Below are 25,263 nucleotides of genomic sequence, written 5' to 3'. Positions count from 1 at the left end.
GTAGGGTTGGCCGCGGCGGTCCCACACTGGCCCCTCCAGCGCAGCCGGACATACCGCCACCCTGTCACCTCCGGCCCCCCCGACGACATGCACCGGTGCGGGCCGAGTCGCCGCCCCGTGCGGGGCCGCTCCTGTAAGGATGCCTGTTGCCCAGCTCATCTGTGCCCGCCCGACCGTCCGCGTCCCTGGCCGCCCGGCTGCGGGCCGGACGCCCCGCCTGGCTGACGCCTTCGGTGGCCCGCACCGAGATCCTGTCCGGGCTGGTCGTCGCCCTCGCCCTCATCCCCGACGCGATCTCGTTCTCCATCATCGCCGGCGTCGACCCCAGCGTCGGACTGTTCGCCTCCTTCACCATGGCCGTGGTCATCGCCATCGCCGGCGGCCGCCCCGCCATGATCTCCGCCGCCACCGGCGCCATCGCGCTCGTCGTCGCACCCCTGGCCCGCGAGCACGGCCTGGGCTACCTGGTCGCCACCGTCATCCTGGGCGGCCTGATCCAGATCCTGCTCGGCGCGCTCGGCGTGGCCAGGCTGATGCGCTTCGTCCCGCGCGGCGTCATGGTCGGCTTCGTCAACGCGCTCGCCATCCTGATCTTCATGGCGCAGGTGCCCGAACTCGTCGACGTCCCCTGGATCGTCTACCCGCTGGTCGGTGGCGCGCTCGCCCTGATGGTGGCGCTGCCCCGCCTGACCAAGGCCGTCCCGGCGCCGCTCGTCTCCATCGCCGCGCTCACCGCCCTGACCGTCGGCGCCCACCTGGCCGTGCCCACGGTCGGCGACCGCGGCGCGCTGCCGTCGGCGCTGCCGGTGCCCGGCCTGCCGGATGTGCCCTTCACCCCGGCCACCCTGGCGCTCATCGCTCCCTACGCGCTGGGCTTCGCCCTGGTCGGGCTGATGGAATCGCTGATGACCGCCAAGCTGGTCGATGACCTGACCGACACCCGTTCCTCCAAGACCCGCGAATCCATCGGGCAGGGCATCGCCAACATCGTCACCGGCTTCTTCGGCGGCATGGGCGGCTGTGCCATGATCGGTCAGACGATGATCAACGTGAAGGCCGGCGGCGCCCGCACCCGGCTGTCCACGTTCTGCGCCGGCGCCTTCCTGATGATTCTGTGCATCGTCTTCGGCCCGCTGGTCTCCCAGATCCCGATGGCCGCCCTGGTCGCGGTGATGATCCTGGTCTCGGTCGGCACCTTCGACTGGCATTCGGTCACCCCGGCCACTCTCAAGCGCATGCCCATCGGTGAGACCACCGTCATGGCCGTCACCGTCGCCGTCGTGGTCGCCACCCACAACCTGGCCATCGGCGTGGTCGTCGGCAGCCTGGCCGCCATGGTCGTCTTCGCCCGCCGCGTCGCCCACCTGGCCGAGGTCACCTCCGCCGCCGACCCCGAGGGCGGTCACGTCATCTACGCCGTCACCGGCGAGTTGTTCTTCGCCTCCAGCAACGACCTCGTCACCCGGTTCGACTACGCCGGCGATCCCGACCATGTGATCATCGACCTGTCGGACGCGCACATCTGGGACGCTTCCTCCGTGGCCGCGCTGGACGCGGTGGAGACCAAGTACGCCGCCCGCGGCAAGACCGTGGAGATCGTCGGCCTCAACGAGCCCAGCGCCAAGATCCACACCACCCTGTCCGGCGAACTGACCGGCGGCCACTGACCCTCGAAGCGCCCGCAGAACCCGCATCCCGACGACCGCGCGCCGCCGTGGGCCTCGGCCTGGCACGAGAGGGCCGCGTTTCATGGATCATGGAAAACACTGGTGGCCACCGGCATATGCAGCTTCTTCCTGCTCCAGAACGCGTTCCAGAGCGGTTCCCTGATCGCCGCCCAACCGGCGATCACCATCAGCGACCCGGTGGCCGGCGTTCTCTACGGCACGCGTAACTCCTCGCCGCCGCCGGGCGACCCGGCGGCGGCGAGGACGTCCTCTTCCACCAGAGAGCACATGTCATGGATCTGCAACCGATGATCGCGCGCTATAAGTCCTTGATGACCGAGCTCGCCTGGCTCGGAACCTCCATGGGCTGGACCGTTGTCACCCCCCGCGACGGCAGCCTGTCGACGGAGGATGTGGTCGCGCGCCTCGGCCTCGGCGACGCTCCTGACGTGTACACGTCCGAGCCGGGGATCTCCGGAGAGATCTCCTTCGGGCTGGTCCGGACGTCGACGATGCTGTTCGAGGCGAACGACATCTCCTACACCGGCCGGCCGGAGATCTCGAGGTCGCTCAGCGAAGGCGCCGAGGTCTGGCACGTGTCATGGAACATCACAGGGCAGAGCAAACTGCGCGTCGCTCTGGAGGGTGAGATCGTCGTCGAAGTCCCCGACCTGGACCCGGAGAACGCCTGGGGCACTCACGTGAACGAGATCGGCGCCGACATGGATCTGCTGAGGCAAGCGGCCCGGCGCCGCTGGCCCGCACGCCGTGCCACGGCCATGGCCATCCTGGAGGCGCGGACCGGTGCGCACCTCGACAAGGAATGGCTGGACACGCCCCGCTCCACCGTCGCGGCGGAATGAACGGCGACCGCCCCCGCCCCTGAACACTCGCCTGACCGCGCGACGCCGTGTCACCCCGGCCCTGGTTCGAGGCCGCGGATCAGGCAGGACAGGCCGAGTTCGAAGCTTTCCTGGTCGATTCGTTCGGCGTCGGAGCGGAGGCGGTGGGCCTGGGTGAGGTGGGGGTAGCGGTCCAGGTAGACCTGGACGTCGTCGGCGAAACCGCTGGCGAACGGGGTGGACGCCGCGCCGATCACCAGGTATTTCACGGCGCCGGAGATGGTCGTGGCCACCCGGGGGGGCCAACCGGCGCCGGTCAGTCCACCGTGCACGGCATTGGCCATCGCGAGGAACGTGTCGCGGCGCCCGGTGCCGGAGGCGATCAGCGGTACCGCGTTCGGATGGGCGGCAAGGGCGCCCAGGTAGGAGCGTCCCCACGTGCGCAGGCCCTCGCGCCAGCCGTGCTCGAAGCCTGAGGTGTCGACCTGCGCCACGAGCAGGTTGGCCACCGCGTCCAGCACGTCCTCCTTGGTGGGGTAGTGCGTGTACAGCGACGCCGCTTGGACGCCGAGCTTCTCGGCCAGCCTTCGCATGGTCAGCCCGACCAGGCCGTGGCGGTCGATGATCGCCAGCGCGGTGTCCCGGATGAGATCGCGGTTCAGCAGCGGTTGTGCCGGGCGCGCCATGGGGTCCTGCCTCTCGACCTCGTCCGTCCGGCCGCGCGTCGGCTGGCGGCCGGGATTGCGATCCTTGCCGACTCAGCCTATCGTTCACCTAACGGCGTTAGGTAAATGATAGGAGCGCTCATCCCATGGCCACTGCCCGCAGCCCACTGGGCCTGTTCGAGACCGATTCGCTCATCAGCGAGGAGGACCGCGCGATCCGCGACACGGTCCATCGCTTCGTCCAGGAGAAGATCCGGCCCGGGCTGGCCGAGTGGTACGAGTCCGGATCGATCCCCGCCCGTGAGCTGACCCAGGAGCTGGGCGAGCTCGGGGTGCTCGGCATGCACCTGGACGGTTACGGCTGCGCCGGCACCTCCGCCACGGCGTACGGGCTGGCGTGCCTGGAGCTGGAGGCCGGTGATTCCGGGCTGCGTTCGCTGGTCAGCGTCCAGGGCTCGCTGGCGATGTACGCCATCCACCGCTGGGGCTCGGAGGAGCAGAAACAGGAGTGGCTGCCGAGGATGGCCGCCGGGGACGCCATCGGATGCTTCGGGCTGACGGAGCCGGACTTCGGTTCCAACCCCGGCGGGATGCGCACCCGGGCCACCCGTGCCGGCGGCGACTGGGTGCTGAACGGGAACAAGATGTGGATCACGAACGGCTCCGTCGCCGACGTGGCCGTGGTGTGGGCGCAGACGGACGACAAGGTGCGGGGCTTCCTGGTCCCGGCCGGCACTCCCGGCTTCTCGGCTCCGGAGATCAAGAAGAAGCTGTCCCTGCGGGCCTCGGTGACCAGCGAGCTGGTGCTGGACGATGTGCGGCTTCCCGACTCGGCGATGCTGCCCGGGGCGCGCGGGCTGTCCGGGCCGTTGTCGTGCCTGAACGAGGCCCGCCTCGGCATCGTGTTCGGTTCCCTCGGCGCCGCCCGTGACTGCCTGGAGACGGCGATCGCCTACGCGCAGGAACGCGACATCTTCGACCGCAAGCTCGCGTCGTACCAGCTGACCCAGGCCAAGCTGGCGGACATGACCCTCGAACTCGGCAAGGGGATGCTTCTCGCGCTGCACCTCGGCCGGCTCAAGGACGCCGGGCTCCTCCAGCCGGAACAGGTCAGCCTCGGCAAGTTGAACAACGTGCGGGAGGCCATCGCCATCGCCCGGGAATGCCGCACGATCCTCGCCGCGGCCGGCATCACCCTGGAGTACCCGGTGATGCGGCACGCGAACAACCTGGAGTCGGTGCTCACCTACGAGGGCACCTCGGAGATCCACCAGCTCGTCATCGGCCAGGCGCTCACCGGCCACGCCGCCTTCCGGTGAGGCCCGTGCGCACCGCTAGGGCCTGTTTCGAAGTCCGCTGTGTGACGGCGTGTCGTGTCGGGACATGCAGTGAGGTCTCCGATAGAGGGTTGATCGACCAAGAAAAACCCCAGCACCGGAGACCTCGTGGCCACCTTAGCGGTGACGAGGCGGTTTGACCTGACCGATGCGCAATGGGCGCGGCTGGAGCCGCTGCTGCCCGCGCCAAGGAGATCAGGACGGCCGTCGAAGTGGAGCAAGCGGCAGCTCATCGATGGGATTCGGTGGCGGGTGCGGGTGGGGGCGCCCTGGCGGGATGTGCCGGAGTGTTACGGCTCCTGGCAGGCGGTGTACGGGCTGTTTCGCCGCTGGCAGCGTGCCGGTGCCTGGCACAAGATCGCCACTGGGCTGCAGGCCCTGGCCGATGCCGCCGGCTTGATCGGCTGGCAGGTCGGAGTGGACTCCACGATCGTGCGTGCCCATCAACACGCGGCCGGCGCAGCGCGGCACCCGCAGGCGCAGGCCGAGTCACCCGGTGGGGTGCGTACCGAGCCCGCCGATCACGCTCTGGGGCGCTCACGGGGTGGGTGGACGACCAAGCTGCATCTGGCCTGTGAGCAGAGCCGGCGGATGCTGTCGCTGGTGGTGACCGCCGGGCAGCGCGGGGATGCGCCGCAGTTCGAGGCGGTCATGGCTGCGATCAGGGTTCCCCGGCCGGGCGTGGGACGGCCGCGGACCCGGCCTGAGGTGGTGCTGGCCGACAAGGCCTACTCCTCACGGGCGATCCGTGCTCACCTGCGCAGACGCCGGATCAGGTGCATCATCCCCGAACCGGCCGACCGCGTTGCCGCCCGGTTACGGCGTGGCAGCCATGGTGGCCGTCCTCCGAAGTTCGACCTCACCGGCTACCGCGCCCGCCACGCGGTGGAGTGCGGTATCAACCTGCTCAAACGCCATCGAGCCATCGCGACCAGGTACGACAAGCTCGCCGTCCGCTACGAGGCCACCATCCACGTCGCGTCCATCAACGACTGGCTCACCGGTCTTTGAAACAGGCCCTAGTAGTGCTTTGTTAGGTCTGTTGATGGCTGTTGCGGCGTAATCGTTTCAGTGAGCGGTGGCAGGTGGGGCATGCGCCGGTCCAGGTCGCGAGCAGTAGCTGCAGCTCGCGGATGACCTTGTAGAGGGTCAGGCCGGCGCAGCCGCTTTTGGGTCCAGGCGCAGCATGGTGATGAACAGGTGTGCGGCGGTGACCAGGGTGACGTGGCGGTGCCAGCCGGTCCAGGAGCGGCCCTCGAAGTGGTCGAGTCCAAGGCCGGTCTTGAGTTCGCGGTAGTCGTGTTCGATCCGCCAGCGGATCTTTCCCAGCCGGACCAGGTCGGCCAGATCGGTGCCGGCGGGCAGACTGGACAGCCAGTACTTGACCGGCTCGTCCTCCTGTTCGGGCCACTGGGCGATCAGCCACCGCTCCGGCAGAGTGCCGTCGCTGTCACGGGCGACCCGGTGCCCGGCCGGGCGCACCCGCAGAAAGACGAACTCAGAGCTCATGATCCCTTTGGAGCCCTCCCGCCAGGTGATCGGCACCGTAGCGGCCCGGCCGGCGGCCTGGACGTGCTCGGCCAGGCTCACCGCGGTACCCGGGTAACGCAGGCCGGTCCGGACCGGGGGCCGGCCACGCCCCGGCCAGACCCGCTCGACCGGCACCACCTCAGCAGCGTGGGCCAGAGCGTCACCCTTGACCTGCACGACGTACCCGATCCCGCGTTCGTCCAAGGCGCTGCGGAACCGGCTGTTGTCGCCGTAGCCGGCGTCCGCGGCCACCAGCGGTGGCCGCACCCCCGCTTCGGCCAGGGCATCGAGCATCTCCACCGCCATCATCCACTTGGGACGGTGATGCTCATCCTCGGCAATCCCGCAACGGCCCCGCCGGGCGAGGACCTGCGGACGGGTTTCGGCGCCGGCGGCCTGGTCATCCCATGACGCCGGAACGAACAGCCGCCAATCCAGCGGGCAGGAGGCGGTGTCGGTGACCGCGTGGACACTCACCCCGATCTGGCAGTTCGCCACCTTCCCCAACGTGCCGGAGTACTGCCGGGCCACACACGGCGAGCCCGTGCCGTCCTTAGGGAAACCCGTGTCGTCGACCACCCACGCCACCGGTCCCACCACCTCGACCGCCCGGCGGGCCACCCTGGCCCGCACCGCCCCGGTGTCCCACGTCGAGGTGGTCACGAACTGCTGCAACCCTTGGTGATCCACCCCCAGCCGCTCGGCCATCGGCTGCATCGACTTACGCCGCCCCTCCAGCAGCAACCCACGCACATACGTCAGCCCCTTGGCCCGCTGATCCGAGCGGGCCAAAGGCGCGAACATCTCCGCCGCGAACGCCTCAAGACGTTGCCGCACAACCGAAAGCTCATGAGGGGTCACCGCAGCATGAAACTACCCGCACCGCCACAGCACCCCGCGACACGCCGACCTAACAAAGCACTACTAGGCGTTGAACCGCGCCACGGCGTCCGCGACCTGGTCCAGGAACCGCAGGGCGTCCGGCGAGGCGGCCGGGAACGGAGCGAGGCTGAACGTGACACCCTCGACGTCGATCGCGGCGAAGCGCTCGATCTCGGCCGCGTCCGGCCGGAGGCCGCAGACGGTGACGGTGACGGCCCGGCCCTGATCGGCCAGCCAGGCCCGGGTGCGGCTGATCTCCTCGGGCGCGGTCTTGACCCGCGGCAGCCACCCGTCGCCGAACCGCAGCAGTCGCCGTACGGCCGGACGGCTCTCGCCGCCGATCAGGATCGGCGGGTGCGGGCGCTGCACCGGCTTCGGCCACGAGAAGATCGGATCGAAGTCGACGAACTCGCCGTGGAACTCCGCCTCGTCGTGGGTCCAGATCTCCTTCAGCGCGGCGAGCTTCTCGTCGAGCGCCGCGCCGCGCCGATCCGATGGGATCCCATGGTTGCGCGCCTCCTCCTTGTTCCACCCGACACCGACGCCGAGGAGCACCCGGCCGTCGCTGACCCGGTCGAGGGTGGCCACCTCCTTCGCCAGATGGATGACGTCTCGTTGCGCGGCGAGCGCGACCGCGGTGCCCAACAGCAGCCGGGACGTCGCCGTCGCCGCGGCGGCCAGGCCGACGAACGGGTCGTAGCTTCGGTAGTAGTGCGGCGGAAGCTCCGGCCCTCCCGCCCACGGCGTCTCCCGGCGGACGGGGATGTGCGAATGCTCGGTGACCAGCAGGGTGTCGAGTCCGCGCTCCTCGACGGCGCGGGCGAGCGCCGCGGGTCGCATGGTCTGGTCGGTGATGAAGGTGTCGATGCCGAACTTCACTGTGCCTCCTCGCCGGACGCGGGCTGGTCGTCGGGATGGGCGTCCCGCGCGAACCACGGGTTGCCCGCCAGGAGGCCGCCGTCGACCGGCAGCGTGGCGCCGGTGATCCAGCCGGCTTCGTCCGAGGCCAGGAACAGGACGGCGGCGGCGATCTCCTCGACCCGGCCGATCCGGCCGGTCGGGTACCAGTGGGCGAGCCGGTCCAGGATGTCGGGGTGGCGTTGCCGTCGCAGCTCCCATGCCTCGGTGGCGAACGTCCCCGGGACCACCACGTTCGACCGGATGCCGTGCCGTGCGTACTCGACGGCGATGCTGCGGCTCAACGACTCCACGCCGGCCTTGGCCGCGCTGTACGCCGAAGCGCCCACGTACGTATGGGCGTTGACCGTGGAGACGTTGACGATCGCGCCGCGCCGTCGTTCCCGCATGGCCGGCAGGACGGCGCGCGCGCAGAGGAAGGCGCCTTTGAGGATGACGTCGACGTCGCGCATCCAGTCGTCCAGGTCGGCGTCCAGGATCGAGTCCGGGCACGAGGTGAACGCGTTGTTGACGAGGATGTCCGCCCCGCCGAAGGCTTCGAACACCGTCTCGGCCATGGCCTCGACCTGATCCGGCCGCCGCACGTCGACGGCGACCGCCAGCGCTTCGCCCCCGGCGGCGGTGATCGCGGCGGCGACGGACTCCGCCATGTCGCGATCTCGATCGGCCACCGCGACCCGAGCGCCTTCCCCGGCCAGGCTCCGGGCTATGGCGCCGCCGAGGCCGTGGCCTCCGCCGCCGGTCACGATCGCAACCCGATCAACGAACCTCATCGGCACGCCCCTTTCGTGGTCTTGTCACCCTGTATCAGGGTGAATATCATGCTACGAAATACAAATACTGTACAGTGAAACCGGATAGTGGATCTTGATGTGAGCGCGTACTTGCCGGAAACCGAACCCATGCCCGGTGACGACCCTCGCGGGGCCGATCTTCGAACACGTTGTCGCGCGGCGCTCGGCTCGTGGGACGAGCGACTGGACCCGGTCATCGAGCGGGACCCCGATTACGCCGGCGCCTTCGTCGCACTGGCCGAAGAAGCGGCGGCCGGCCCGCTCGGCACCCAGGCGAAGACGCTGGTGCTGCTGGCCTGCGACGCCGCGATGACGTACCGCAACCGCGACTCCCTGCCCGCACGGATCCACGGCGCGCTCGACGCCGGCGTCCCCCCGGAGGGAGTGCTGGAGGTCCTGGAACTGGTCAGCGTGCTGGGCATCCACGCCCTGAACGTCGGGCTGTCCATCGCGCTGGAGGAGTACGCGGACGAGGAGCGTCCCGAACCGTCGCCCGCCCTCCAGGCACGTGTCCGGGAGCGGTTCGAGCGCATGCGCGGCTACTGGGACGCCGGATGGCAGCCCGTGCTCGCCCACCTGCCGGGCTTCCTCGACCGGTACATCGACTTCAGCGCGGCGCCCGGGCGGCACGGCGTGCTGGACGCCAAGACGCGCGAGCTGGTCCTGATCGCGATCGACGCGGCCACCACGCACCTGTACGCGCCCGGTATCCGGATCCACGTGCGCAACGCGCGCGCCCACGGAGCGACTCTCGGTGAGATCGTGCAGGTGTTCGAGCTGATCAGCCTGATGGGGGTCGAGTCGTGCCTGCTCGGGGTCCCGCTGCTGAACACCGCGACCGACGCTCGACCGCCCGGCGGGGGTGGCCGGCCCGCGGACCGGACGGTCGACTGAACATCGCCGGCGAATCCCGGGCGCGGGCCACTACTCCACGGTCTGTTCGGTGACGCCGAGGTAGGCCGCCCGCACCCGGTCGTCGGTGGACAACTCGTGCGACGACCCCTCGATGACCACCGCGCCCGTCTCCAGCACGTAGCCCCGGGAGACCAGTTCGAGTGCGGCCGCCGCGTTCTGCTCGACCAGTCCGATGGCGATACCCCGCTGGTTGATCTCGCCGACCACCCGCATCACCGTCTGCACCAGCAGCGGAGCCAAGCCCAGCGACGGCTCGTCGAGCAGCAACAGCCGGGGCTTGGCCATCAGGGCCCGGCCGATCGCCACCATCTGCTGCTCGCCGCCGCTGAGCGACCCGGCGTACAGCGTCCGCTTCTCCTTGAGCCTCGGGAAGATCTCGAGAACCTCGTCGATCTGGGCGGCGATGGCCGAGCGGCCGAGCTTGCGGGGATACGCTCCCAGCATCAGGTTCTCGCGCACGCTCATCTGCGGGAACAGGTGCCGGCCCTCCGGGCAGAGCACCAGACCGCGGCGCACGATCCGAGCGGCCGACAACCCGTCGATCCGTTCTCCCTCGAACCGGATCTCCCCGCTTCGTATCGGGGTGAGGCCGGCGATGGCCTGGATCAGCGTGGACTTGCCGGCCCCGTTGGCGCCCAGCACCGTGACCGCCTCGCCCTGCCCGATGGACAAGGACACGCCTGTCAGCACGGTGCTGTTGCCGTAACCTGCCGTGATGTCGCAGACCTCAAGCATTCTTGGTCCCCAGGTAGGCCGAGATCACCCGCGGATCGTTGACGATCTGGGTCGGTGAGCCCTCGGCGATCAACTGTCCCGAATCCAGTACGTACACGTGGCCGCACAGCGACATCAGGACTCGCATCTTGTGCTCGACCAGCAGGATCACCATGCCTTGGTCCCGAAGCCATTCGAGCAGCCGCATCAGCCGGGGGGTCTCCGACTCGCGGAGCCCGGCGAACGGTTCGTCCAGGAGCAGCATGCGCGGGCGCACGGCCAGCGCCATGCCGACGCCGACCAGCTTCTGCTCCTCGATGGACAGGCCGCTCACCACCTCATGGGCCTTCGCGCGAAGGCCGGTGAGGTCGAGGATCGTGTCCAGGAAGCCGTCGTCCGCGTCCGCGGTCCTCCGCGTGGGCCGATGCAGATAACCGGCCGTGATCAGGTTCTGCAGCACGGTCTTGTCGCTGAGCAGCCGGTTGGTCTGGAACGTGCGGCCGATGCCCAGCCGCGCCCGCTCGTGGACCGGCAGCGGGCGCAGATCCCGCCCGGCGAAGCTCGCGGATCCCGACCACCCTCCGACCACGCCGGAGATCAGGCCGAACAGGGTGCTCTTGCCGGCTCCGTTCGGGCCGATGACGCCGATGATCTCGCCTTCACGGGCGACCAGCGAGACATCGCTCACCGCGGTCACTCCACCGTACTTCTTGGTGAGGGAGCGGGCCTCGAACAGCACCCTGCCGGGCTGGGCCGACTCGCCGCGCCGGTCGGGGTTCAGATAGGGCAACGCGACGAGACCGGCGTCGGGGTCGGCCGGAGTCTCGGGGACCACGGCGGGTTCGGGGGGACGCCGGCGGGCCGCCACCCGGGTCCAGGCGCGGGCGACACTTCCGACGACGCCGCCCCGGAAGAACAGGAGTACCAGGAAGACGACACCGCTGAAGATCAGGGTCTGGAAGAGCTCGGTGAACCGGAACGCCTCCGTCACGCCGACGACCAGGGCCGCCCCGACCAGCGGTCCGGCCAGTGTCGCCGATCCTCCGATGATCACGTAGATCAGGAGGTTGAAGCCTTCCGTGATGCTGGCGCTGCTCGGGGTGATGTAGGAGATCCAGCTCGCGAACAACGGCCCGGCCAGTCCGACGATCGCCGCGCTCACCGTGAACGCCTTCAACTTCGTGGCGACGACGTTGATGCCGAGCGACGCCGCCAGGACCTCGTCGGCGTGAATGGCGCGAAGGTTGCGCCCGAGCGTCGATCGGGTGATCAGGAACATCCCGGCCAGCACCACGGTCAGCACGATCAGGCTCAGGTAGAACTGCGCGGTCGTGGACTCGAACCCGGGGGGCGCGGGGATCGCGTAGATCCCGCTCGCCCCGTTGGTCAGGCTCGACCATTGCGTGATCACCACTACCGTGACCGCGGCGAACGCCAGACTGCTGACCGAGAAGTAGTGTCCCCTGCTGCGCATCGTGAGCCCGGCGAGCAGGAGCCCGGCCAGGGTGCTGACCGCGACGCCGGCGATCGCCGCCCACCAGTAGCCGACGCCGTACTTGGTCGTGAGGATCACCAGCGTGTAGGCGCCGACGGTGAGCAGGGCGGCGTGCGCGACGGACACCAGGCCGAGGTGGCCGAGGACAAGGTCCAGGCCGTAGGCCGCGATCGCGTAGATGAGGATCAGGGTCATGACCCCGACCTCGTACCGACCGCGGACGACCAACGGCAGAAGCGCGCAGATGGCCACGATCGGGACGATGACCAGCCATTCCCGGCTGCTGGGCTCACGCGACCTCAAGCCGGCGGCGGCGCGGGCCACGACGGGTTTGCTCATTACGGATTTGTTCATTACGGACATCACCGCACCAATACGCTCTTCGTAAACAGCCCGTTGGGCCGCACCATCAGGGCAATGATCAAGAAGATGAAGGCGTACGCGTCCGAGAAGCCCACGCTCAGGTAGCTCGCTCCGAAGCTCTCGGCGATGCCCAGCAGCAGTGCGGCACTGATCGCGCCGAGGCTGCTGCGCATGCCGGCCAGCACGATGACGATCAGGCCCTTGATCAGGATGTTGTCGCCCATGGTCGGATAGACCAGGTACATCGGCCCGAGCAGGGCGCCGGCGACACCGGCCAGGCAGCTCCCGAGCAGCATGGCGATGATGGCCATCTTCTTCGGCGAGATGCCCACGATCTCGGCCCCGCGCCGGTCCTCCAGCGTCGCCCGCATGGCTCGGCCACCCCGTGTTCCCCGGAGATAGCCGTGCAACGCGGCGATCAGGACGAGCGCGACGACCCCGGCCAGCAACCGCTGCTCGGTGATCCGGATACCGGCGAACTCCAGGATGTGCGACTCGTACGGGCTCGGAAGCTTGCGGAAGTCGGCGGTGAACAGGAGCTGCGCCGTTATCTCGGTCGCGGTGAGGAGCACCAGTGCCCCGATGAATCCGCTCAGCAGGGGGCTGGGCGTGTTGCGCAGCCATCGGTAGACGGCGAGTTCGCTGATCACGCCCATCACCCCGGCGGCCAGCGCGGCGGCGATGACCGCGATCCAGTAGTGCAGGCCCAGGGTGTCGGCGACGAAGTAGCCCGCGTAGCCGCCGACCATGATTCGGCCGCCCAGGGCGAAGTCGGGAATCTCAAGGATCCCGAAGATCAGCAACAGGCAGGACGCGACGAGAGCGTAGATCGCTCCGAGCGCCAGCCCGTTAGCGAGGACTTGCATACACGTAACCCGATCCACTCGGCGATGTGAGACGTGTGGTCGGTGTGGGGCGCCGTGTCGGGGATGCCCCACACCGTCGCGGCACTACCGGTGCCGCGACCGCCAAGGTCTGCCCCGACGGCGCGACGGGACGAATATTGGCGGGAGGGGCACTAGTTCTGGCCGGCCAGCGGGTCGAACGATTTACCATCCGGTTGTGTCTGGGCCAGATAGGTCGTCATTTCAATGTCGCCGGTGTCCGGGAAGAACTTGGTGATACCCAGGACGTTGGGCTGCAGCTCCTGCAGCGCGGGTTCCATCGCCGCGTGCACCTTGGCGGCGTCGCTCGTCGTTCCCGCGACGCTCACCGCCTTGGCGAACCAATCGATCCCGAAGTAGCCGAACGCGAGAATCTGCTGTTCGATGGCCGATTTGTACTTCTCGTCGCTGTATTTCTTGTGGAACGCCCCGACCACCGGAATGCTGTCGAAGGCGTTGGTCTTCACCGCGGAGACATTGCTGCCCACGATTTCGCTGTTGCTCATGTACTTGGTCATTCCGGGCCCACCGCCGCACACCGCGTTGATGAACGTCCCCTTGAATCCCAGGTGCCGGGCCTGATCCATCACCAGGGCAGCCGACTGGCAGACCGTGGTGATGGCTATCGCGTCCGGATTACCCCGCAACAAACTCGTGAGCTGGCTCGTGAGGTCCGTTGTCACGGTGTCATAGGAAGCGGTGCCGGTGATGGAGCCCCCGCTCGCCTTCCATGCCTTGGAGAAGGTTTCCGTGAACGCCGGCCCGAAGTCGCTGCCGACCTCCATGATCGCGACCGACTTCAGCGTGAGATTCTCCTTCTTGGCGTACTCGCCGACCAGGCGGGCCAGGTCGGGGATCTGCCGCTCCAGGTTGTAGGTGGAGCGCACCACCAGCTTGTTGCCCTGCGAGGTGAACGTCGGCGTCTGGGAGGTCGACATCAGAACGAAGCCGTCCTTCTGATTGAAGCCCATCAGCGGGAACGACGACTGGGTGGCCGGCGTGTAGATCATCAGCGATTCGCTGAGCTTCTGTCCGCAGGAAACGGACTTGGACGGCACGAACTGGTCGTCGCAGACGGTCGCCTGCAACTTGTGACGTTTTCCGTTGACGAGGATTCCGCCGGCCTTGTTGATCTCTTCCTCGGCGGCCTGGACACCCTGCCAGAATCCGCTTCCGTACGCTGCCGCGTTGCCGGTGAGCGGAGTGATGATCCCGATCTTAATCGGGTCGTCGTCCCCGCCGCTCCCGCTGCCGCCGCACGCGGTGAGCGAACCGAGAACGCCGAGGATCAGCCCACAGCTGATCGCGCGTTTCTTCATATGGGGCCCTTTCCTGGAGAGTCAGCGGCTCAAAGGCGGTCCTATAAGAAAACGGGAGCCCAACTCAGCAACCGATCGTTTCACGATATGGCCCGCCCGTTTCATTGTCAACGTTTCGGGCGGACGAATAATCTGGATCTGAGTGGTCCGTATTTAGTGATCATTGCGGCTTCCGAGAGCCTCATCGACAAGCGGCGCTCGCTCGCGGATTCCCGGAACTCATGTGCGATCTCGCGGGGTGTGGTCGCGGGAGCCGGTGCTCACGCGTCGTGGAAATCGGCGAGCTCACGCCGGACGTGGCCGCTCGGACAGAGCCGGTCCCGGCGGAGATGCCGAGGCTCACGTTCCGGTCGCCGTGTCCGCGGCGGCGATCGGAACTTTGTCGAATTCGATACCTGTACGACACATCATGGGGTCGCCTTCGAAAACCGTTCCGGCGCCGAAGGAGAACCGACCCTTACGCGTTCCGCGTCCGGAGGTCCGGGGCGGAGCCTTCCGTGGGCGACTAGCGGGTGTGAATACGCTTGGAAATGTCCTCGCCGGTGCGGGCCACCAGCCTTTCGAACTCGCGGCGGCGGTCGTCGTTGACGCGGGACGCGGGGGAGAGCACGCTCAGGGCCGCGACCGGGTTGCCGCGATCGTCGAGCACCGGCGCGCTGACGCCCACCGCGCCGACGACCCGCTCGCCCGCGCTGTACGCCGTCCCGCGCCGGCGCACCGAATCGAGCTCCTGGCGCAGCACCTCGATGTCGGTGATCGTGCTCGGCGTCATCGGCCGCAGATCGATGGTGCGCAGCACGTTCTCGAGCTCGTCGGGCGGCAGGAACGCCAGCAGCACCTTGCCGGCCGACCCGACGTGGATGCCCGTGGCCACGCCGAGCCCGGCGGTGTAGCGGATCGGCTGGGGGCTCGGCAGCTCCTCGATGCACACGCGGGACAGACCCGCGCGCACGTGCACCGTGATCGTCTCTCCGGTCGCGGCGCGTAGCGCCTTCAGGTCGGCCTCCGCGTCGAACGGGAACCCGGCCCGGAGGTCGATGAGGCCGGACATCATGCGGAAGCAGCCAGGACCGAGCCGGTACTCGCCACTGGGAGCCTGCAGCACCATGCCCTTGTTCTTCAGGGTCGTCAGGATGCGGTAGGTGGTGGCCTTGGACAGCACGGCCGCCGCGCTGATCTCGCTCAGCTGCCCGGGGCCGTCGCCGAGGACCAGCAGGATGTCCACGGCTCGTGCGACCGAGCGGACAGGGGCGACGCCCTGCCCCTCCGTCCCGGTGGCCGAGGACGGCTCTTCGTCGGTTTCGTACGCGCTCATCCGTTCACGCTCCCCTGCCGTCCTGTCCTGCCGCGGCGAAGGCAGCTACCACGTCCTCGGTGGAAGAGCCAGGACCGAAGTAGCGGTACACACCCGCGTCGAGCATCCTACTGATCTGGTCCGGTTCGTCGATCCCTCCCGCGATCACGGGAATGTCGGCGGCGTCGCCGGCGCGCAGCTTGCCGATCAGCGCGGTGGTGAAGTGCCCCAGACCGCCGCTGAGGCAGCTGACGCCGATGACGTCGGCGTCCTCCGCGACGGCGGCCGCGACGATGTCGTCGGTGGGCACCCGCTTGCCCAGGTACACCACCTCGAACCCGCCGTTGGTCAGGGCTTTGGCGATCAGGTTGACGCCCACGTCGTGCCCGTCCAGGCCCACCTTGGCCAGCACCACGCGGATCGGTCGATTAGTGGTCACTGGGCGAACCCCCGGCTGGTGGCCTCGATGATCTCTTGCGAGGTGGCCCCCGCCCGCAACGCCGCGATGGTCGGCGGGACCAGGTTGCCGGTGGTGGCGGCCGCGGCCCGCACCCCGTCCAACGCCGAGCGGACCACATGGTCGTCGCGGTCGCGGCGGTGCGCGGCCACCCGGTCCCTGGCGGTCCTCTCGACCTGGGCGAAGCCGACCTCCCCGGTGCTGTTGCCGCTGAACAGCTTCGGGCCGTGCGGGCTGCGCAGCAGGTTGGCGCCCACCATCGCCCGCTCGCCCTCGGCCAGCTGACGTTGCCGGGCGCCGCGCAGTTCGTCGATGCGGGCGCTGATGTAGCCGTCGTGCAACGCCGCCAGGCCGCCGCCGTGCTCGTCGATGCGCTCCAGTTCGGCCCTGATGCCCGCCGCGACGTGCTCGTCCAGCTCGGCGAGCTTGTGGCTGCCCGCGAGCGGGTCCACGCTGGCCATCGCGCCGTGCTCGTAGGCCACCACCTCCATGGTGCGCAGCGCCAACGCCGCCGCGTCGACGGACGGGATGCGCAGCGCCTCGTCGTAGGCGCTGGCGCACAGGTAGTCGACGCCGCCGAGCATCGAACCGAGCACGGCCAGGGTTATCCGCGGGACGTTGACCAGCGGTTCGTCCGCCGACTCCAGCCCGTGCGCGTAGCCCATCAAGGTCATCGCCGGCTGCTCGCCGACCGGCAGGCCGTAGCGCTGTTCGACCAGCTCGGCCCACACCGTCCGGGCGGTGCGGAACAGCGCCGCGGAGACGTAGAGGTCGCTTCGCTCGTTGAGGAAGAACATCATGTGGGGGAGCGCGTCGCGCACCGCGTAGCCGCGGCCGACCAGCTCGTCCAGGTAGACCTGGGCGTTGGCGAAGGCCATCGCGGTCGCGACGACCGGCCCGGCGCCGGCGACGTCGAGGTGGTTCGAGCACACGGTCAGCGCCGCGCCGGGCAACCGGTTGTCGATGGCGAAGGCGACGCAGTCGCAGGCGATGCGCACCGCCTGCTCGGGCGTGAAGATCTCCGTGCCGCGCGCGGTGAACTCCTTGAGCGGGTCGTTCTGCATCACCAGGCGCACCTGGTCGGCCCCGGCGTCGGTCAGCACGCAGTGCACCATGCCGAGCCCGATGTGCCCGATCGAGTTGGCCAGCAGCCCGACGCTGTCCACGCGGGTGAGGTCCAGCTCGGAGCAGATCTCGGCGAAGTCCGCCAGCGTCGTGCAGGAGACCCCGGCGCGACCGACCTGGGCGTGCGCCAGCTCATGGTCGGGATCGAAGCCCAGCTGGGAGGGCAGGTCCGCGGCCAGCAGGAACGATTCGGCTCCCAGGTCCTGAAGGATCGCCAGCCGCCGGGCGGTCATGTCCGGGGTGCCGAGCCCGGAGTAGACCATGAACCGGGGACGGTACGGCCCGGGGGACGTGGCGAGCCGGCCGGCCCACTGTTCCAGCGCGGCCGAGCCGCCGCCGCCGTATCTGCGCCGGATCGGCACCTCGCCATCGTTGGCCCGGGTCGGCACCTCGCCGAGGCCGGCCTTGCCGTCGTCCATGTCAGCCGCCCATTTCGTTAGCCGATACCCACGTTTCAAGTCTGCCGCTCGTCGGTCGGCGCGTGCAAGCCCGCGTCATCCTCCGGCCGGCCCGGCTCGGAATCGGGGGTGAACCAGTACCGGGCCGCGCTCACCCGCACGGTGACCGGGCAGGGCACCGCCTCCGAATCGTCCAGCCCGAGGATCTGACCGAACACCACCGGCCCGTCGTCGAGTCGCACCTGGCCGAGCACGTACGGCGTCTCCAGCCCGGGGCGCGGCACCATGACGCGAGTGCAGCTCACCAGCGTGCCGCTGCGGGCGAAGGCGCCGAGCCGCACGTCCGCGCCACCGCAGCGATGGCACACCGCGCGGGCCGGCCACGCCGTGGTCCCGCAGTCCGCGCAGCGCCCCCCGACCAGCGCGCCGGCCGCGACATCGAATCGCGGGCGCTCGCCGGTCGGGGCGCGGTCGAGTGCTGCCGCTAGGTCCATGGTCGCATCCGTTCCAGAAGGTGTACGTTGACCGCGGCCGACTCTCCTTCCAGCCAGCCGCCGCTGTTCTGCGCCAGCGCGATGCGCGGACGCCGAACCTGCCGGTCGCCGGCCTCGCCGCGCAACTGCCAGGTCAGCTCGGCGAGCTGCGCCAGCCCGGTGGCCCCGACCGGATGCCCGCGCGAGGCCAGCCCGCCGCTGGGATTGATCGGCAGGCTGCCGTCCAGGGCGGTCGCGCCGCTGCGGAAGAACCGGCCTCCCTCACCGGGGGGGCAGAAGCCCAACGCCTCCGCGTAGAGCAGTTCGGCCGGCGCCATGGCGTCGTGAACCTCGGCGACATCGACGTCGCCAGGCCCGATCCCCGCCTGTTCGTAGGCGCGTCGCGCGCAGAGGTCCGCGCCCGACGGGCCGCCGGCCGGGTCCAGGGTGAAGCCGGACCCCGAGGCCGAGGCCAGGACGCGCACCGCCGGGCGCTCGGACCGCGGCAGTACCCCGCCGCGTGCCAGCACCACGGCCGCCGCGCCGTCGCAGATCGAACTGCACATCAGCAAGGTGAGCGGATCGGCGATGCACCGCGACTCCAGCACCTGTTCCGCGGTGACCGTCACCTGGTGCTGGGCGTACGGGTTACGGGCGCCGTTCGCGTGGCTCTTCACCGAGACCTCGGCCAGGTCCCGCCGGGTGATCGACCCGTCGGCCAGCCGCAGCCGCAGCCGCAGCCCGTACACGGCGGTGAACTGGATGCCGAGACCGGCGACGACGTCGAGGTCGGCGGCCGACTCCAGCGCGTCCAGCGTCCGGGAACGGTCGGCGACGAACATCTTCTCGAAGCCGATCGCCAGCACGACGTCGGCCGCGCCGGACCGGATCGCCATGACGGCCTGGGCGAACGCGGTCGAGCCGCCCGCGCAGGCGTTCTCGACGTTGACGACCGGCACGCCCTCGATCCCGATCTCGCGCAGCACCGTCTGCCCGCGCACCATCTCCTGGCCCTGCAGCATGCCGGCCATCGCGTTGGAGGAGTACACCATCTGCACGTCCTTCGGCCCGATGCCGGCGTCGAGCAGCGCGCGCAACCCGGCCACCCGGACCAGGTCCTTGAGGGAGCTGTCGAGATACCGGCCGAACGGGTGCATGCCCACGCCGGCGACCATCACGTCCTCAGCCATGGACCGACTCCGCCGACTGGCCGGACCCGTCCAGGGCCGCGCGGATGGCGTTGCGGTCCACCTTGCCGTAGGCGTTGCGGGGAATCCGCGACCAGACGGCCACGCGTCGGGGCACGCGGATGCCCAGGCGCGGCCGGGCGAACGCCAGCAGCTCTTCGACGTCGAGCTGGGCGCCCGCGGAGGGGCGCACCACCGCGGTCACCGCGTCCCCCCAGCGCTCGTCCGGCATGCCCAGCACCACGACCTCCTCCACGTTCCTGAAGGTCGCCAGGACGTCCTCGACCTCACGCGGCGCCACGTTGAACCCTCCTGTGTTGATCATTTCGTCGCGGCGCCCGCGCAGGAACACGAAGCCGCGTTCGTCGGTGATCGCGAGGTCCTTGGTGCGCAGCCAGCCGTCGCGCAGCACCTCGCCGGTCTCGGCCGGCTTGCCGTGATAGCCGTGCATCAGATGCTTGCCCTGCACGTAGACCTCGCCCAGTTCGCCGGGGCCCAGCGGTGCCCCGTCGCCGTCGCGGATCTCCACCGCGACGCTGCGCCAGGGCCGGCCGGCCGACAGCCGCGCCGACGGATCGAGGTGGTCGCGCTTCTGCAGGCACGTGATGGTGACCGGCGCCTCGGACTGGCCGTAGTCCTGCACGAGTGTGGCGCCGAAGCGCTCCACCGCGAGGTTCAGCAGCGCCGGGGCGATGCCGGACGCGCCGTACACGATGGACTCGAAACCCCAGTCGGCGGCGCGTCCGGCGGACGGCTCGGCGGCCAGAATGGCCTCCAGCATGGCCGGCACGGCTTTCAGCGTGCGCATGGCCGGGTTCCGCGAGAGCCGCCACACCTGTTCGGGATCGAACTGCCGCATGACATGGACGCCCGCGCCGGACATCAGGTACGGCAGCACGAAGTATCCGGCGCCGTGGGAGATGGGTTGGGTGAGCACGATCTGCTCGCCCGGGACGACCGGGCCGAGTTCGAGGAGCAGGTTGAGGGCGACCTCCCGGATCGCCTGGTGGGAGAGCATGACCCCCTTGGGGCGGCCCGTCGTGCCGGAGGTGTAGGAGATCCAGGCGATGCCCTCGGGGTCGGTGTCGCGGACCCGGGCGGCGGCCGGCGCGTCCGCGACCAGGGACTCGATGGTGTGTCCCTGGCTCGGTCCGTCGGCGGCGGCGTCGAAGGCGATGGGCAGCACACCCAGCTCGTCGGCCAGCGTCGCGGCGTGCTCCTCGAACTCCGCCGAGTAGAACAGCGCGGCCAGGCCCGCGTCCGCGGTCATGTAGCGGAAGTCGTCCAGGTGCAGCCGCGCGTTGAGCGCGACACGCACCCGCCGCCCGAGAGCCAGGGCGACGTCCGCCTCCACGTATTCCGTGCGGTTCCCGGACAGGATGCCGACCGCCGCGCCGGGCGGGACGCCCAAGCGGTCCAGCCCGTTCGCCAGGCGTTCGCCTCGCCGGATCAGCTGCGCGTGGGTGCGGGCGGTCCGGCCGTCGTCGACCGCGAGCACGTCCTGGTACATCCGGGCGGCTCTGCGCAGTAGGTACGCGATGTCCAGAACAGTCCCTCGTTTCATTGTGCAGTTTGACCGTTTCGCGCCACGATACTTCGAAGCCGCCTCGGGCACAATCATCTGGTCGGGCCCACCGTGGACCCGAGCGCCTCCTCGACTGCGGCGCCGACGGCCAGCACCAGGTCCTCGGCGTGCCGGGCCGCGACGATCTGCAACCCCACCGGCAGGCCACGGGACGTCATGCCGGCCGGGACGCTGAGCGCCGGTTGCTGGGACAGGCTGAACGGCAAGGTGAAGGGCGTCCACTCCAGCCAACTGCGCGCATCGCTGCCTGGTGGTACGTCGTGACCGGCCGCGAACGGCTCGATCGGCACCGTCGGGGTGAGCAGCACGTCGTAGTCGCGGTGGAACGCGCCCATCGCGGTACCGATGCCGAGCGCGGCCCGGCGCGCGGCGAGATAGTCGGTGACCGAGTAACGGGAGCCCTGCTCGATCAGCTCCGCCAAGCCTTGATCGATACCGTCTGGTGAACCGCCCAGTTGCGAATGCAGCAGCGGCGCCATGCCGGTCGACCACAGCACGGTGAACACGTCCAGCGGGTCGGAGAACGGCGGATCGACCGCCTGGACCACGACGCCGGCATCGTCCAGGGCCGCCACCGCGGCCTCGACCACCTTCGCGACCTCGGGGTCGACCCGCGCGTACCCCAGCGTGGGGGAGTAGGCGGCGCGCAGCCCGCGCACCGGCCGGCGCATCCCGGCGCGGTACGAGCCGGTGGGCGCCGGCATCGCGTTCGGGTCGCGGTCGTCCGGGGCGGCCAGCACGTCGAGAAGGGCCGCGACGTCGCCGACCGTCCGCGCCATCGGCCCGGCGCACCCGAGCCACCCGAGGTCGCTGCCCGGGTAAAGGGGGATGCGGCCGTAGGTCGGCTTGAGGCCGACGACCCCGCAGAACGCGGCCGGGATGCGGGTCGAGCCGGCCGCGTCGGTCGCCACCGAGAGCGCCCCCATCCCGGCGGCGAGGGCGGCGCCGCTGCCGCCGCTGGATCCCCCCGCGGTCAAACTGGGATCGATCGGGTTCCTGGTCACCCCGTCGATGGGGTTGTCGGTGACCGCCTTCCACCCGAACTCCGGGGTGGTGGTCTTGCCCAGCAGCACGGCACCCGCCTCGCGCAACCGCGCCGCGACCGGGCTGTCCACCGTCCACGGCTGGTCGGCGTCGACGCGCCGTGAGCCGCGCCGGGTCGGCCAGCCGGCGGTGAGGAACAGGTCCTTGATCGATGTCGGCACCCCGTCCAGCGGGCCGAGAGCCTGGCCACGCCGCCACCGCCGGTGGGACGCCTCGGCCTGGACGAGGGCGCCGTCCTCGTCCACCAGGCAGTAGGCGCGCAGCTCCGGGTTGTCGCGCCTGATGCGTTCGAGCACGGCCCGCGTCACCTCGACGGGGCTCACCCGGCCGCCGCGATATGCCGCGACCAGATCACCGGCCGAGGCACGCACCACCTCGTCTTGCCGCATCGGCGCCTCCTCTAGGTAGACCACTAGATGAAACGAAAGTATCGCGATATGGTTTGCCGGAGAAGGGGGTGCCGTGAAGGAGAACGTACAGGTCTCGCTCGTGCAGTTCAGCAGCGAGATGCTCGCGCCGGAACGCAACGCCGAGCGGATGGCCGAGCTGGTGCTCGCCGAAGCGGGCCGGCACCACGCCGAGCTCGTGGTCTTCCCCGAGCTGAGCAACACCGGCTACGTGCGGTCCGCGCGCGACGACGACTATGCCCGCCGCCTCTACGCCGCGTCCGAGACGGTGCCCGGCCCGACCACCGAGCGGCTCGCCGCCGCGGCCCGGCAGTCCGGGGCGCACGTGGTGGCCGGGATCTCGCAGCGGCACCCGCGGATCCCCGAACTGTTGTACAACGCCGCCGTGCTGATCGATCCGAGCGGGGCGATCGTCGGCGTGCAGCACAAGGTGCACGCCTGCCGGGACGAGAAGGAGTACTACGTGCCCGGCGACCGCGTCGCCACCTACCCCACCGCGCTCGGCCGGATCGGGCTCCAGCTCTGCTACGACGTCCGGTTCCCCGAACTGGCCCGCGTCCAGGCGCTCGACGGCGCCGAGATCATCCTGTCGCTGTGGGCGGCCGCCGTGCAGCCGGGCCGGGTGCCCGAAGGCAGCATCATCGCCCGCTGCGCGACCCGGGCGATGGAGAACGCGCTCTTCTTCGCCGGCTGCAACCGGACCGGCACCGACGACGGCCAGGTCTTCTTCGGGCACAGCGCGATCGCCGGCCCGGACGGCAGCACCCTCGCCGCCTCGGGCAGCGATCGCGAGGAGAGCGTCCGCGCCACCCTGGTGGCCGAGCGGCTGTCGGCGCAGCGCCGCTACCTGACCCTGTTCCGCGACCGCCGCCCGGACCTGTACGCACCGATCACCGCGCCGCTGTCGGACCCGGCCACGACGCTGACGGGGAAGGCCTCGACATGACAGTGCCGCTCCGGCGCCTCGGCCCGCTCGACGTCAGCGCCCTCGGTCTGGGATGCATGGCGATGAGCGACTACTACGGCGCCCACGACGAAGCCGAATCCCTCGCCACCATCCACCGCGCGCTGGACCTCGGCGTGACCCTGCTCGACACCGCCGACGCGTACGGGTCGGGCTCCAACGAGGAACTGGTCGGCCGGGCGATCGCCGGCCGCCGCGACCAGGTCGTGCTCGCCACCAAGTTCGGCGTGGTGCGGCGCGGCGGGCAGACGATCGGCGTCTGCGGCCGGCCCGACTACGTCCGCTCGGCCTGCGAGGCGTCGCTGAGACGCCTCGGCGTCGATCACATCGACCTGTACCAGCAACATCGCGTGGATCCGGCGGTGCCGATCGAGGACACCGTCGGCGCCCTCGCCGAACTCGTCGCCGAGGGCAAGGTGCGCTGCGTCGGGCTGTCGGAGGCGTCCACGGAGACGATCCGGCGCGCCCACGCGGTACACCCGATCACCACGCTGCAGAACGAATGGTCGCTGTGGTCGCGTGACATCGAGGACGACCAGCTCGACCTGTGCCGCGAGCTGGGAATCGGGATCGTGCCCTACTCGCCGCTGGGCCGCGGCTTCCTCACCGGCAAGTACCGCTCGGCCGGTGACCTCGACGGCGACGACTTCCGCCGGGTGGCCCAGCCCCGCTTCGCCGAAGCGAACCTGCGGCACAACCTCGCGATCGTGGACGCCCTGACCGAGCAGGCGGCACGGCTCGGGCTCACACCGGCCCAGCTCGCGCTGGCCTGGCTGCTCGCCCAGGGCGAGGACGTCGTGCCGATCCAAGGGGCGACCCGGCGCACCCATCTTGAGGAGAACCTGGCGGCGGCCACGGTCACGCTCACCGCCGCGGACATCGCCGCGGCCGCCGGCGCCGTCCCGGCCGGCGCCGTCATGGGCGAACGCTACGCGCCGGACCGCATGAAGCTGTTGGACGATTGAGGCTCGCGGGAGGTCACCGGTGCCGTCCGAGCGGAACACGGATGTCCAGGAGCTCGCCGACGCGGTGCGGCGGGGCAGCCCGCGCGCGGTGGCGCGGCTGATCTCGCTGGCCGAGGATGCCGCCGCGGTCCCCGGCCGGGGCGGGGTGCTGCGCCACGTCATGGCCGCGTTGGCCGTCGGCGCGAGCGGGCCGTCCCGCGCACGTGTGATCGGCTTGACGGGTGCGCCCGGGGTGGGGAAGTCCACCACCACGAACATGCTCATCGCGGGGTTGCGCGGGCGCGGCCACCGGGTGGGCGTGCTCGCCGTCGACCCCTCCAGCCCGTTCACCGGCGGCGCGCTCCTCGGCGACCGCGTGCGCATGCGCGATCACGGCACCGATCCGGACGTCTTCATCCGCAGCATGTCCAGCCGGGGGCGTCTGGGTGGCCTGGCCTGGGCCGCCCCGCAGGCGCTGCGGGTCCTGGCGGCGGCGGGGTACGACGTGATCCTGCTGGAGACGGTCGGCGTCGGGCAGATCGAGGTCGACATCGCCAGGCTCGCCGACACCACCGTGGTACTGCTCGCCCCCGGGATGGGAGACGACGTCCAGACCGCAAAGGCGGGCATCCTGGAGATCGCCGACGTCTTCGTGGTCAACAAGGCCGACCACGACGGCGCCCAGGCCACCATCCGCGAGCTCCGCAGGATGACGAGCCTGGCGAAGGGGCCGTGGCGCCCTCCGACGGTGCCCACGGTCGCCACCAGAGGCGACGGCGCCGACGATCTCCTGACCGCACTGGACGACCACGCGGCCCACCTGGAGAAGTCCGGCGAGGACCACCGCCGCCGCCTGACCCGAGCCCGCGAAGAGATCGAGAACGCCGCCCTGGCACAGCTCCGGTCCAGATTCACCGACCTGCACGGCGACCGCCTCGACGCCCTGGCACGGCAACTGCTCACCGGCGAGGTAGACCTCTACACCGCCGCCGACGACATCATCGCCACCATTTTACGGATTCGACCTGAAATCAACCGTTTTTAGGTATGGCTGATCACC

The 25,263-nt window shown here is 70.0% G+C and carries 24 protein-coding genes; 9 read left to right on the top strand and 15 right to left on the bottom strand.

Translation table 11 applies throughout. The features are described 5' to 3' along the window. The first annotated feature begins 185 nt into the window (after positions 1–185). The 3 genes from BJ982_RS04825 (at position 186) to BJ982_RS04815 (ending at position 2,530) form a co-directional block, all read left to right on the top strand. A complete protein-coding gene (locus tag BJ982_RS04825) occupies positions 186–1,667 on the top strand; it encodes a SulP family inorganic anion transporter (RefSeq protein WP_203959290.1) in 1,482 nt (493 codons plus the stop codon). A gap of 102 nt (positions 1,668–1,769) precedes the next feature. Continuing rightward, the gene (locus BJ982_RS04820; RefSeq protein ID WP_184876931.1) at positions 1,770–1,979 is read left to right on the top strand and encodes a hypothetical protein; all 210 of its coding nucleotides are present in this window, start codon (positions 1,770–1,772) and stop codon (positions 1,977–1,979) included. After that, the gene (locus tag BJ982_RS04815; protein WP_184876929.1) at positions 1,976–2,530 is read left to right on the top strand and encodes a hypothetical protein; all 555 of its coding nucleotides are present in this window, start codon (positions 1,976–1,978) and stop codon (positions 2,528–2,530) included. Before BJ982_RS04820 ends, BJ982_RS04815 begins: the two co-directional genes overlap by 4 nt. A 50-nt stretch (positions 2,531–2,580) precedes the next feature. Here BJ982_RS04815 and BJ982_RS04810 read toward each other — a convergent pair whose 3' ends face one another. After that, a complete protein-coding gene (locus BJ982_RS04810) occupies positions 2,581–3,195 on the bottom strand; it encodes a TetR/AcrR family transcriptional regulator (protein WP_184876927.1) in 615 nt (204 codons plus the stop codon). 125 nt (positions 3,196–3,320) lie between these two features. On the opposite strand from BJ982_RS04810, the gene BJ982_RS04805 reads away from it, so the two are divergent. Both BJ982_RS04805 and BJ982_RS04800 read left to right on the top strand, forming a co-directional pair. Continuing rightward, the gene (locus BJ982_RS04805) at positions 3,321–4,493 is read left to right on the top strand and encodes an acyl-CoA dehydrogenase family protein (RefSeq protein ID WP_184876925.1); all 1,173 of its coding nucleotides are present in this window, start codon (positions 3,321–3,323) and stop codon (positions 4,491–4,493) included. 141 nt (positions 4,494–4,634) lie between these two features. Continuing rightward, positions 4,635–5,522, top strand: coding sequence for an IS5 family transposase (locus BJ982_RS04800; protein ID WP_311772227.1), 888 nt, complete (start codon positions 4,635–4,637; stop codon positions 5,520–5,522). A 138-nt stretch (positions 5,523–5,660) separates the two neighbouring features. Here the strand turns inward: BJ982_RS04800 and BJ982_RS04795 are convergent, their stop codons facing one another. The 3 genes from BJ982_RS04795 to BJ982_RS04785 form a co-directional block, all read right to left on the bottom strand. Beyond that, positions 5,661–6,902, bottom strand: coding sequence for an IS701 family transposase (locus tag BJ982_RS04795; RefSeq protein WP_184875953.1), 1,242 nt, complete (start codon positions 6,900–6,902; stop codon positions 5,661–5,663). 63 nt (positions 6,903–6,965) lie between these two features. After that, on the bottom strand, positions 6,966–7,802 hold the full coding sequence (locus tag BJ982_RS04790; protein WP_184876922.1) for an LLM class F420-dependent oxidoreductase: 837 nt from the start codon (positions 7,800–7,802) through the stop codon (positions 6,966–6,968). After that, the gene (locus BJ982_RS04785; RefSeq protein ID WP_184876920.1) at positions 7,799–8,614 is read right to left on the bottom strand and encodes an SDR family NAD(P)-dependent oxidoreductase; all 816 of its coding nucleotides are present in this window, start codon (positions 8,612–8,614) and stop codon (positions 7,799–7,801) included. The genes BJ982_RS04790 and BJ982_RS04785 overlap by 4 nt, the downstream gene beginning before the upstream one ends. Before the next feature lie 99 nt (positions 8,615–8,713). Here BJ982_RS04785 and BJ982_RS40250 point away from each other — a divergent pair, with 99 nt between their 5' ends. Then, positions 8,714–9,529 carry a carboxymuconolactone decarboxylase family protein gene (locus BJ982_RS40250; RefSeq protein ID WP_184876918.1) on the top strand — a complete coding sequence of 272 codons (816 nt, stop codon included), beginning with the start codon at positions 8,714–8,716 and terminating at the stop codon, positions 9,527–9,529. Between the two features lie 30 nt (positions 9,530–9,559). Here BJ982_RS40250 and BJ982_RS04775 read toward each other — a convergent pair whose 3' ends face one another. From BJ982_RS04775 to BJ982_RS04725, 11 genes are all read right to left on the bottom strand, one after another. Next, the gene (locus BJ982_RS04775; RefSeq protein ID WP_184876917.1) at positions 9,560–10,285 is read right to left on the bottom strand and encodes an ABC transporter ATP-binding protein; all 726 of its coding nucleotides are present in this window, start codon (positions 10,283–10,285) and stop codon (positions 9,560–9,562) included. Then, positions 10,278–12,098: a branched-chain amino acid ABC transporter ATP-binding protein/permease gene (locus BJ982_RS04770; protein WP_184876915.1), complete on the bottom strand. Its 1,821-nt coding sequence runs from the start codon at positions 12,096–12,098 to the stop codon at positions 10,278–10,280. Before BJ982_RS04770 ends, BJ982_RS04775 begins: the two co-directional genes overlap by 8 nt. Positions 12,099–12,121: 23 nt before the next feature. Further along, positions 12,122–12,988, bottom strand: a complete 867-nt coding sequence (locus BJ982_RS04765; RefSeq protein ID WP_184876913.1) for a branched-chain amino acid ABC transporter permease — start codon at positions 12,986–12,988, stop codon at positions 12,122–12,124. A 152-nt stretch (positions 12,989–13,140) separates the two neighbouring features. After that, the gene (locus BJ982_RS04760) at positions 13,141–14,325 is read right to left on the bottom strand and encodes an ABC transporter substrate-binding protein (protein ID WP_184876911.1); all 1,185 of its coding nucleotides are present in this window, start codon (positions 14,323–14,325) and stop codon (positions 13,141–13,143) included. A gap of 505 nt (positions 14,326–14,830) precedes the next feature. Beyond that, a complete protein-coding gene (locus BJ982_RS04755; protein ID WP_184876909.1) occupies positions 14,831–15,640 on the bottom strand; it encodes an IclR family transcriptional regulator in 810 nt (269 codons plus the stop codon). 4 nt (positions 15,641–15,644) lie between these two features. After that, the gene (locus tag BJ982_RS04750) at positions 15,645–16,058 is read right to left on the bottom strand and encodes a cobalamin B12-binding domain-containing protein (protein ID WP_184876907.1); all 414 of its coding nucleotides are present in this window, start codon (positions 16,056–16,058) and stop codon (positions 15,645–15,647) included. After that, complete coding sequence (locus BJ982_RS04745) at positions 16,055–17,620, bottom strand: methylmalonyl-CoA mutase family protein (protein ID WP_184876905.1); 1,566 nt, start codon at positions 17,618–17,620, stop codon at positions 16,055–16,057. The genes BJ982_RS04750 and BJ982_RS04745 overlap by 4 nt, the downstream gene beginning before the upstream one ends. Positions 17,621–17,655: 35 nt before the next feature. Further along, the gene (locus tag BJ982_RS04740) at positions 17,656–18,093 is read right to left on the bottom strand and encodes a Zn-ribbon domain-containing OB-fold protein (protein WP_184876903.1); all 438 of its coding nucleotides are present in this window, start codon (positions 18,091–18,093) and stop codon (positions 17,656–17,658) included. Further along, a complete protein-coding gene (locus tag BJ982_RS04735; protein ID WP_184876901.1) occupies positions 18,084–19,262 on the bottom strand; it encodes a thiolase family protein in 1,179 nt (392 codons plus the stop codon). Before BJ982_RS04735 ends, BJ982_RS04740 begins: the two co-directional genes overlap by 10 nt. Then, positions 19,255–20,823: an AMP-binding protein gene (locus BJ982_RS04730; protein WP_184876899.1), complete on the bottom strand. Its 1,569-nt coding sequence runs from the start codon at positions 20,821–20,823 to the stop codon at positions 19,255–19,257. Before BJ982_RS04730 ends, BJ982_RS04735 begins: the two co-directional genes overlap by 8 nt. Before the next feature lie 53 nt (positions 20,824–20,876). Then, positions 20,877–22,277, bottom strand: coding sequence for an amidase (locus tag BJ982_RS04725; RefSeq protein ID WP_184876897.1), 1,401 nt, complete (start codon positions 22,275–22,277; stop codon positions 20,877–20,879). Positions 22,278–22,350: 73 nt separating this feature from the next. Between BJ982_RS04725 and BJ982_RS04720 the strand changes: the two genes are divergently transcribed. Genes BJ982_RS04720 through meaB form a run of 3 tightly spaced genes read left to right on the top strand, consistent with a single transcriptional unit; the run spans position 22,351 to position 25,248 of the window. Continuing rightward, positions 22,351–23,241 (top strand): carbon-nitrogen hydrolase family protein, encoded by an 891-nt coding sequence (locus tag BJ982_RS04720; protein ID WP_184876895.1) that lies wholly within the window; start codon positions 22,351–22,353, stop codon positions 23,239–23,241. Continuing rightward, entirely contained in the window at positions 23,238–24,224 is a 987-nt protein-coding gene (locus BJ982_RS04715) for an aldo/keto reductase (RefSeq protein ID WP_184876894.1), read from the top strand. Before BJ982_RS04720 ends, BJ982_RS04715 begins: the two co-directional genes overlap by 4 nt. A gap of 19 nt (positions 24,225–24,243) precedes the next feature. Further along, positions 24,244–25,248, top strand: a complete 1,005-nt coding sequence (gene meaB / locus BJ982_RS04710; protein WP_184876892.1) for a methylmalonyl Co-A mutase-associated GTPase MeaB — start codon at positions 24,244–24,246, stop codon at positions 25,246–25,248. The last annotated feature ends 15 nt before the right edge of the window (positions 25,249–25,263 follow it).

Origin of the sequence: Sphaerisporangium siamense (genome assembly GCF_014205275.1) — a bacterium.
In the GTDB taxonomy this organism is placed as follows: domain Bacteria; phylum Actinomycetota; class Actinomycetes; order Streptosporangiales; family Streptosporangiaceae; genus Sphaerisporangium; species Sphaerisporangium siamense.
This window is presented reverse-complemented; position numbering and strand designations above follow the sequence as displayed.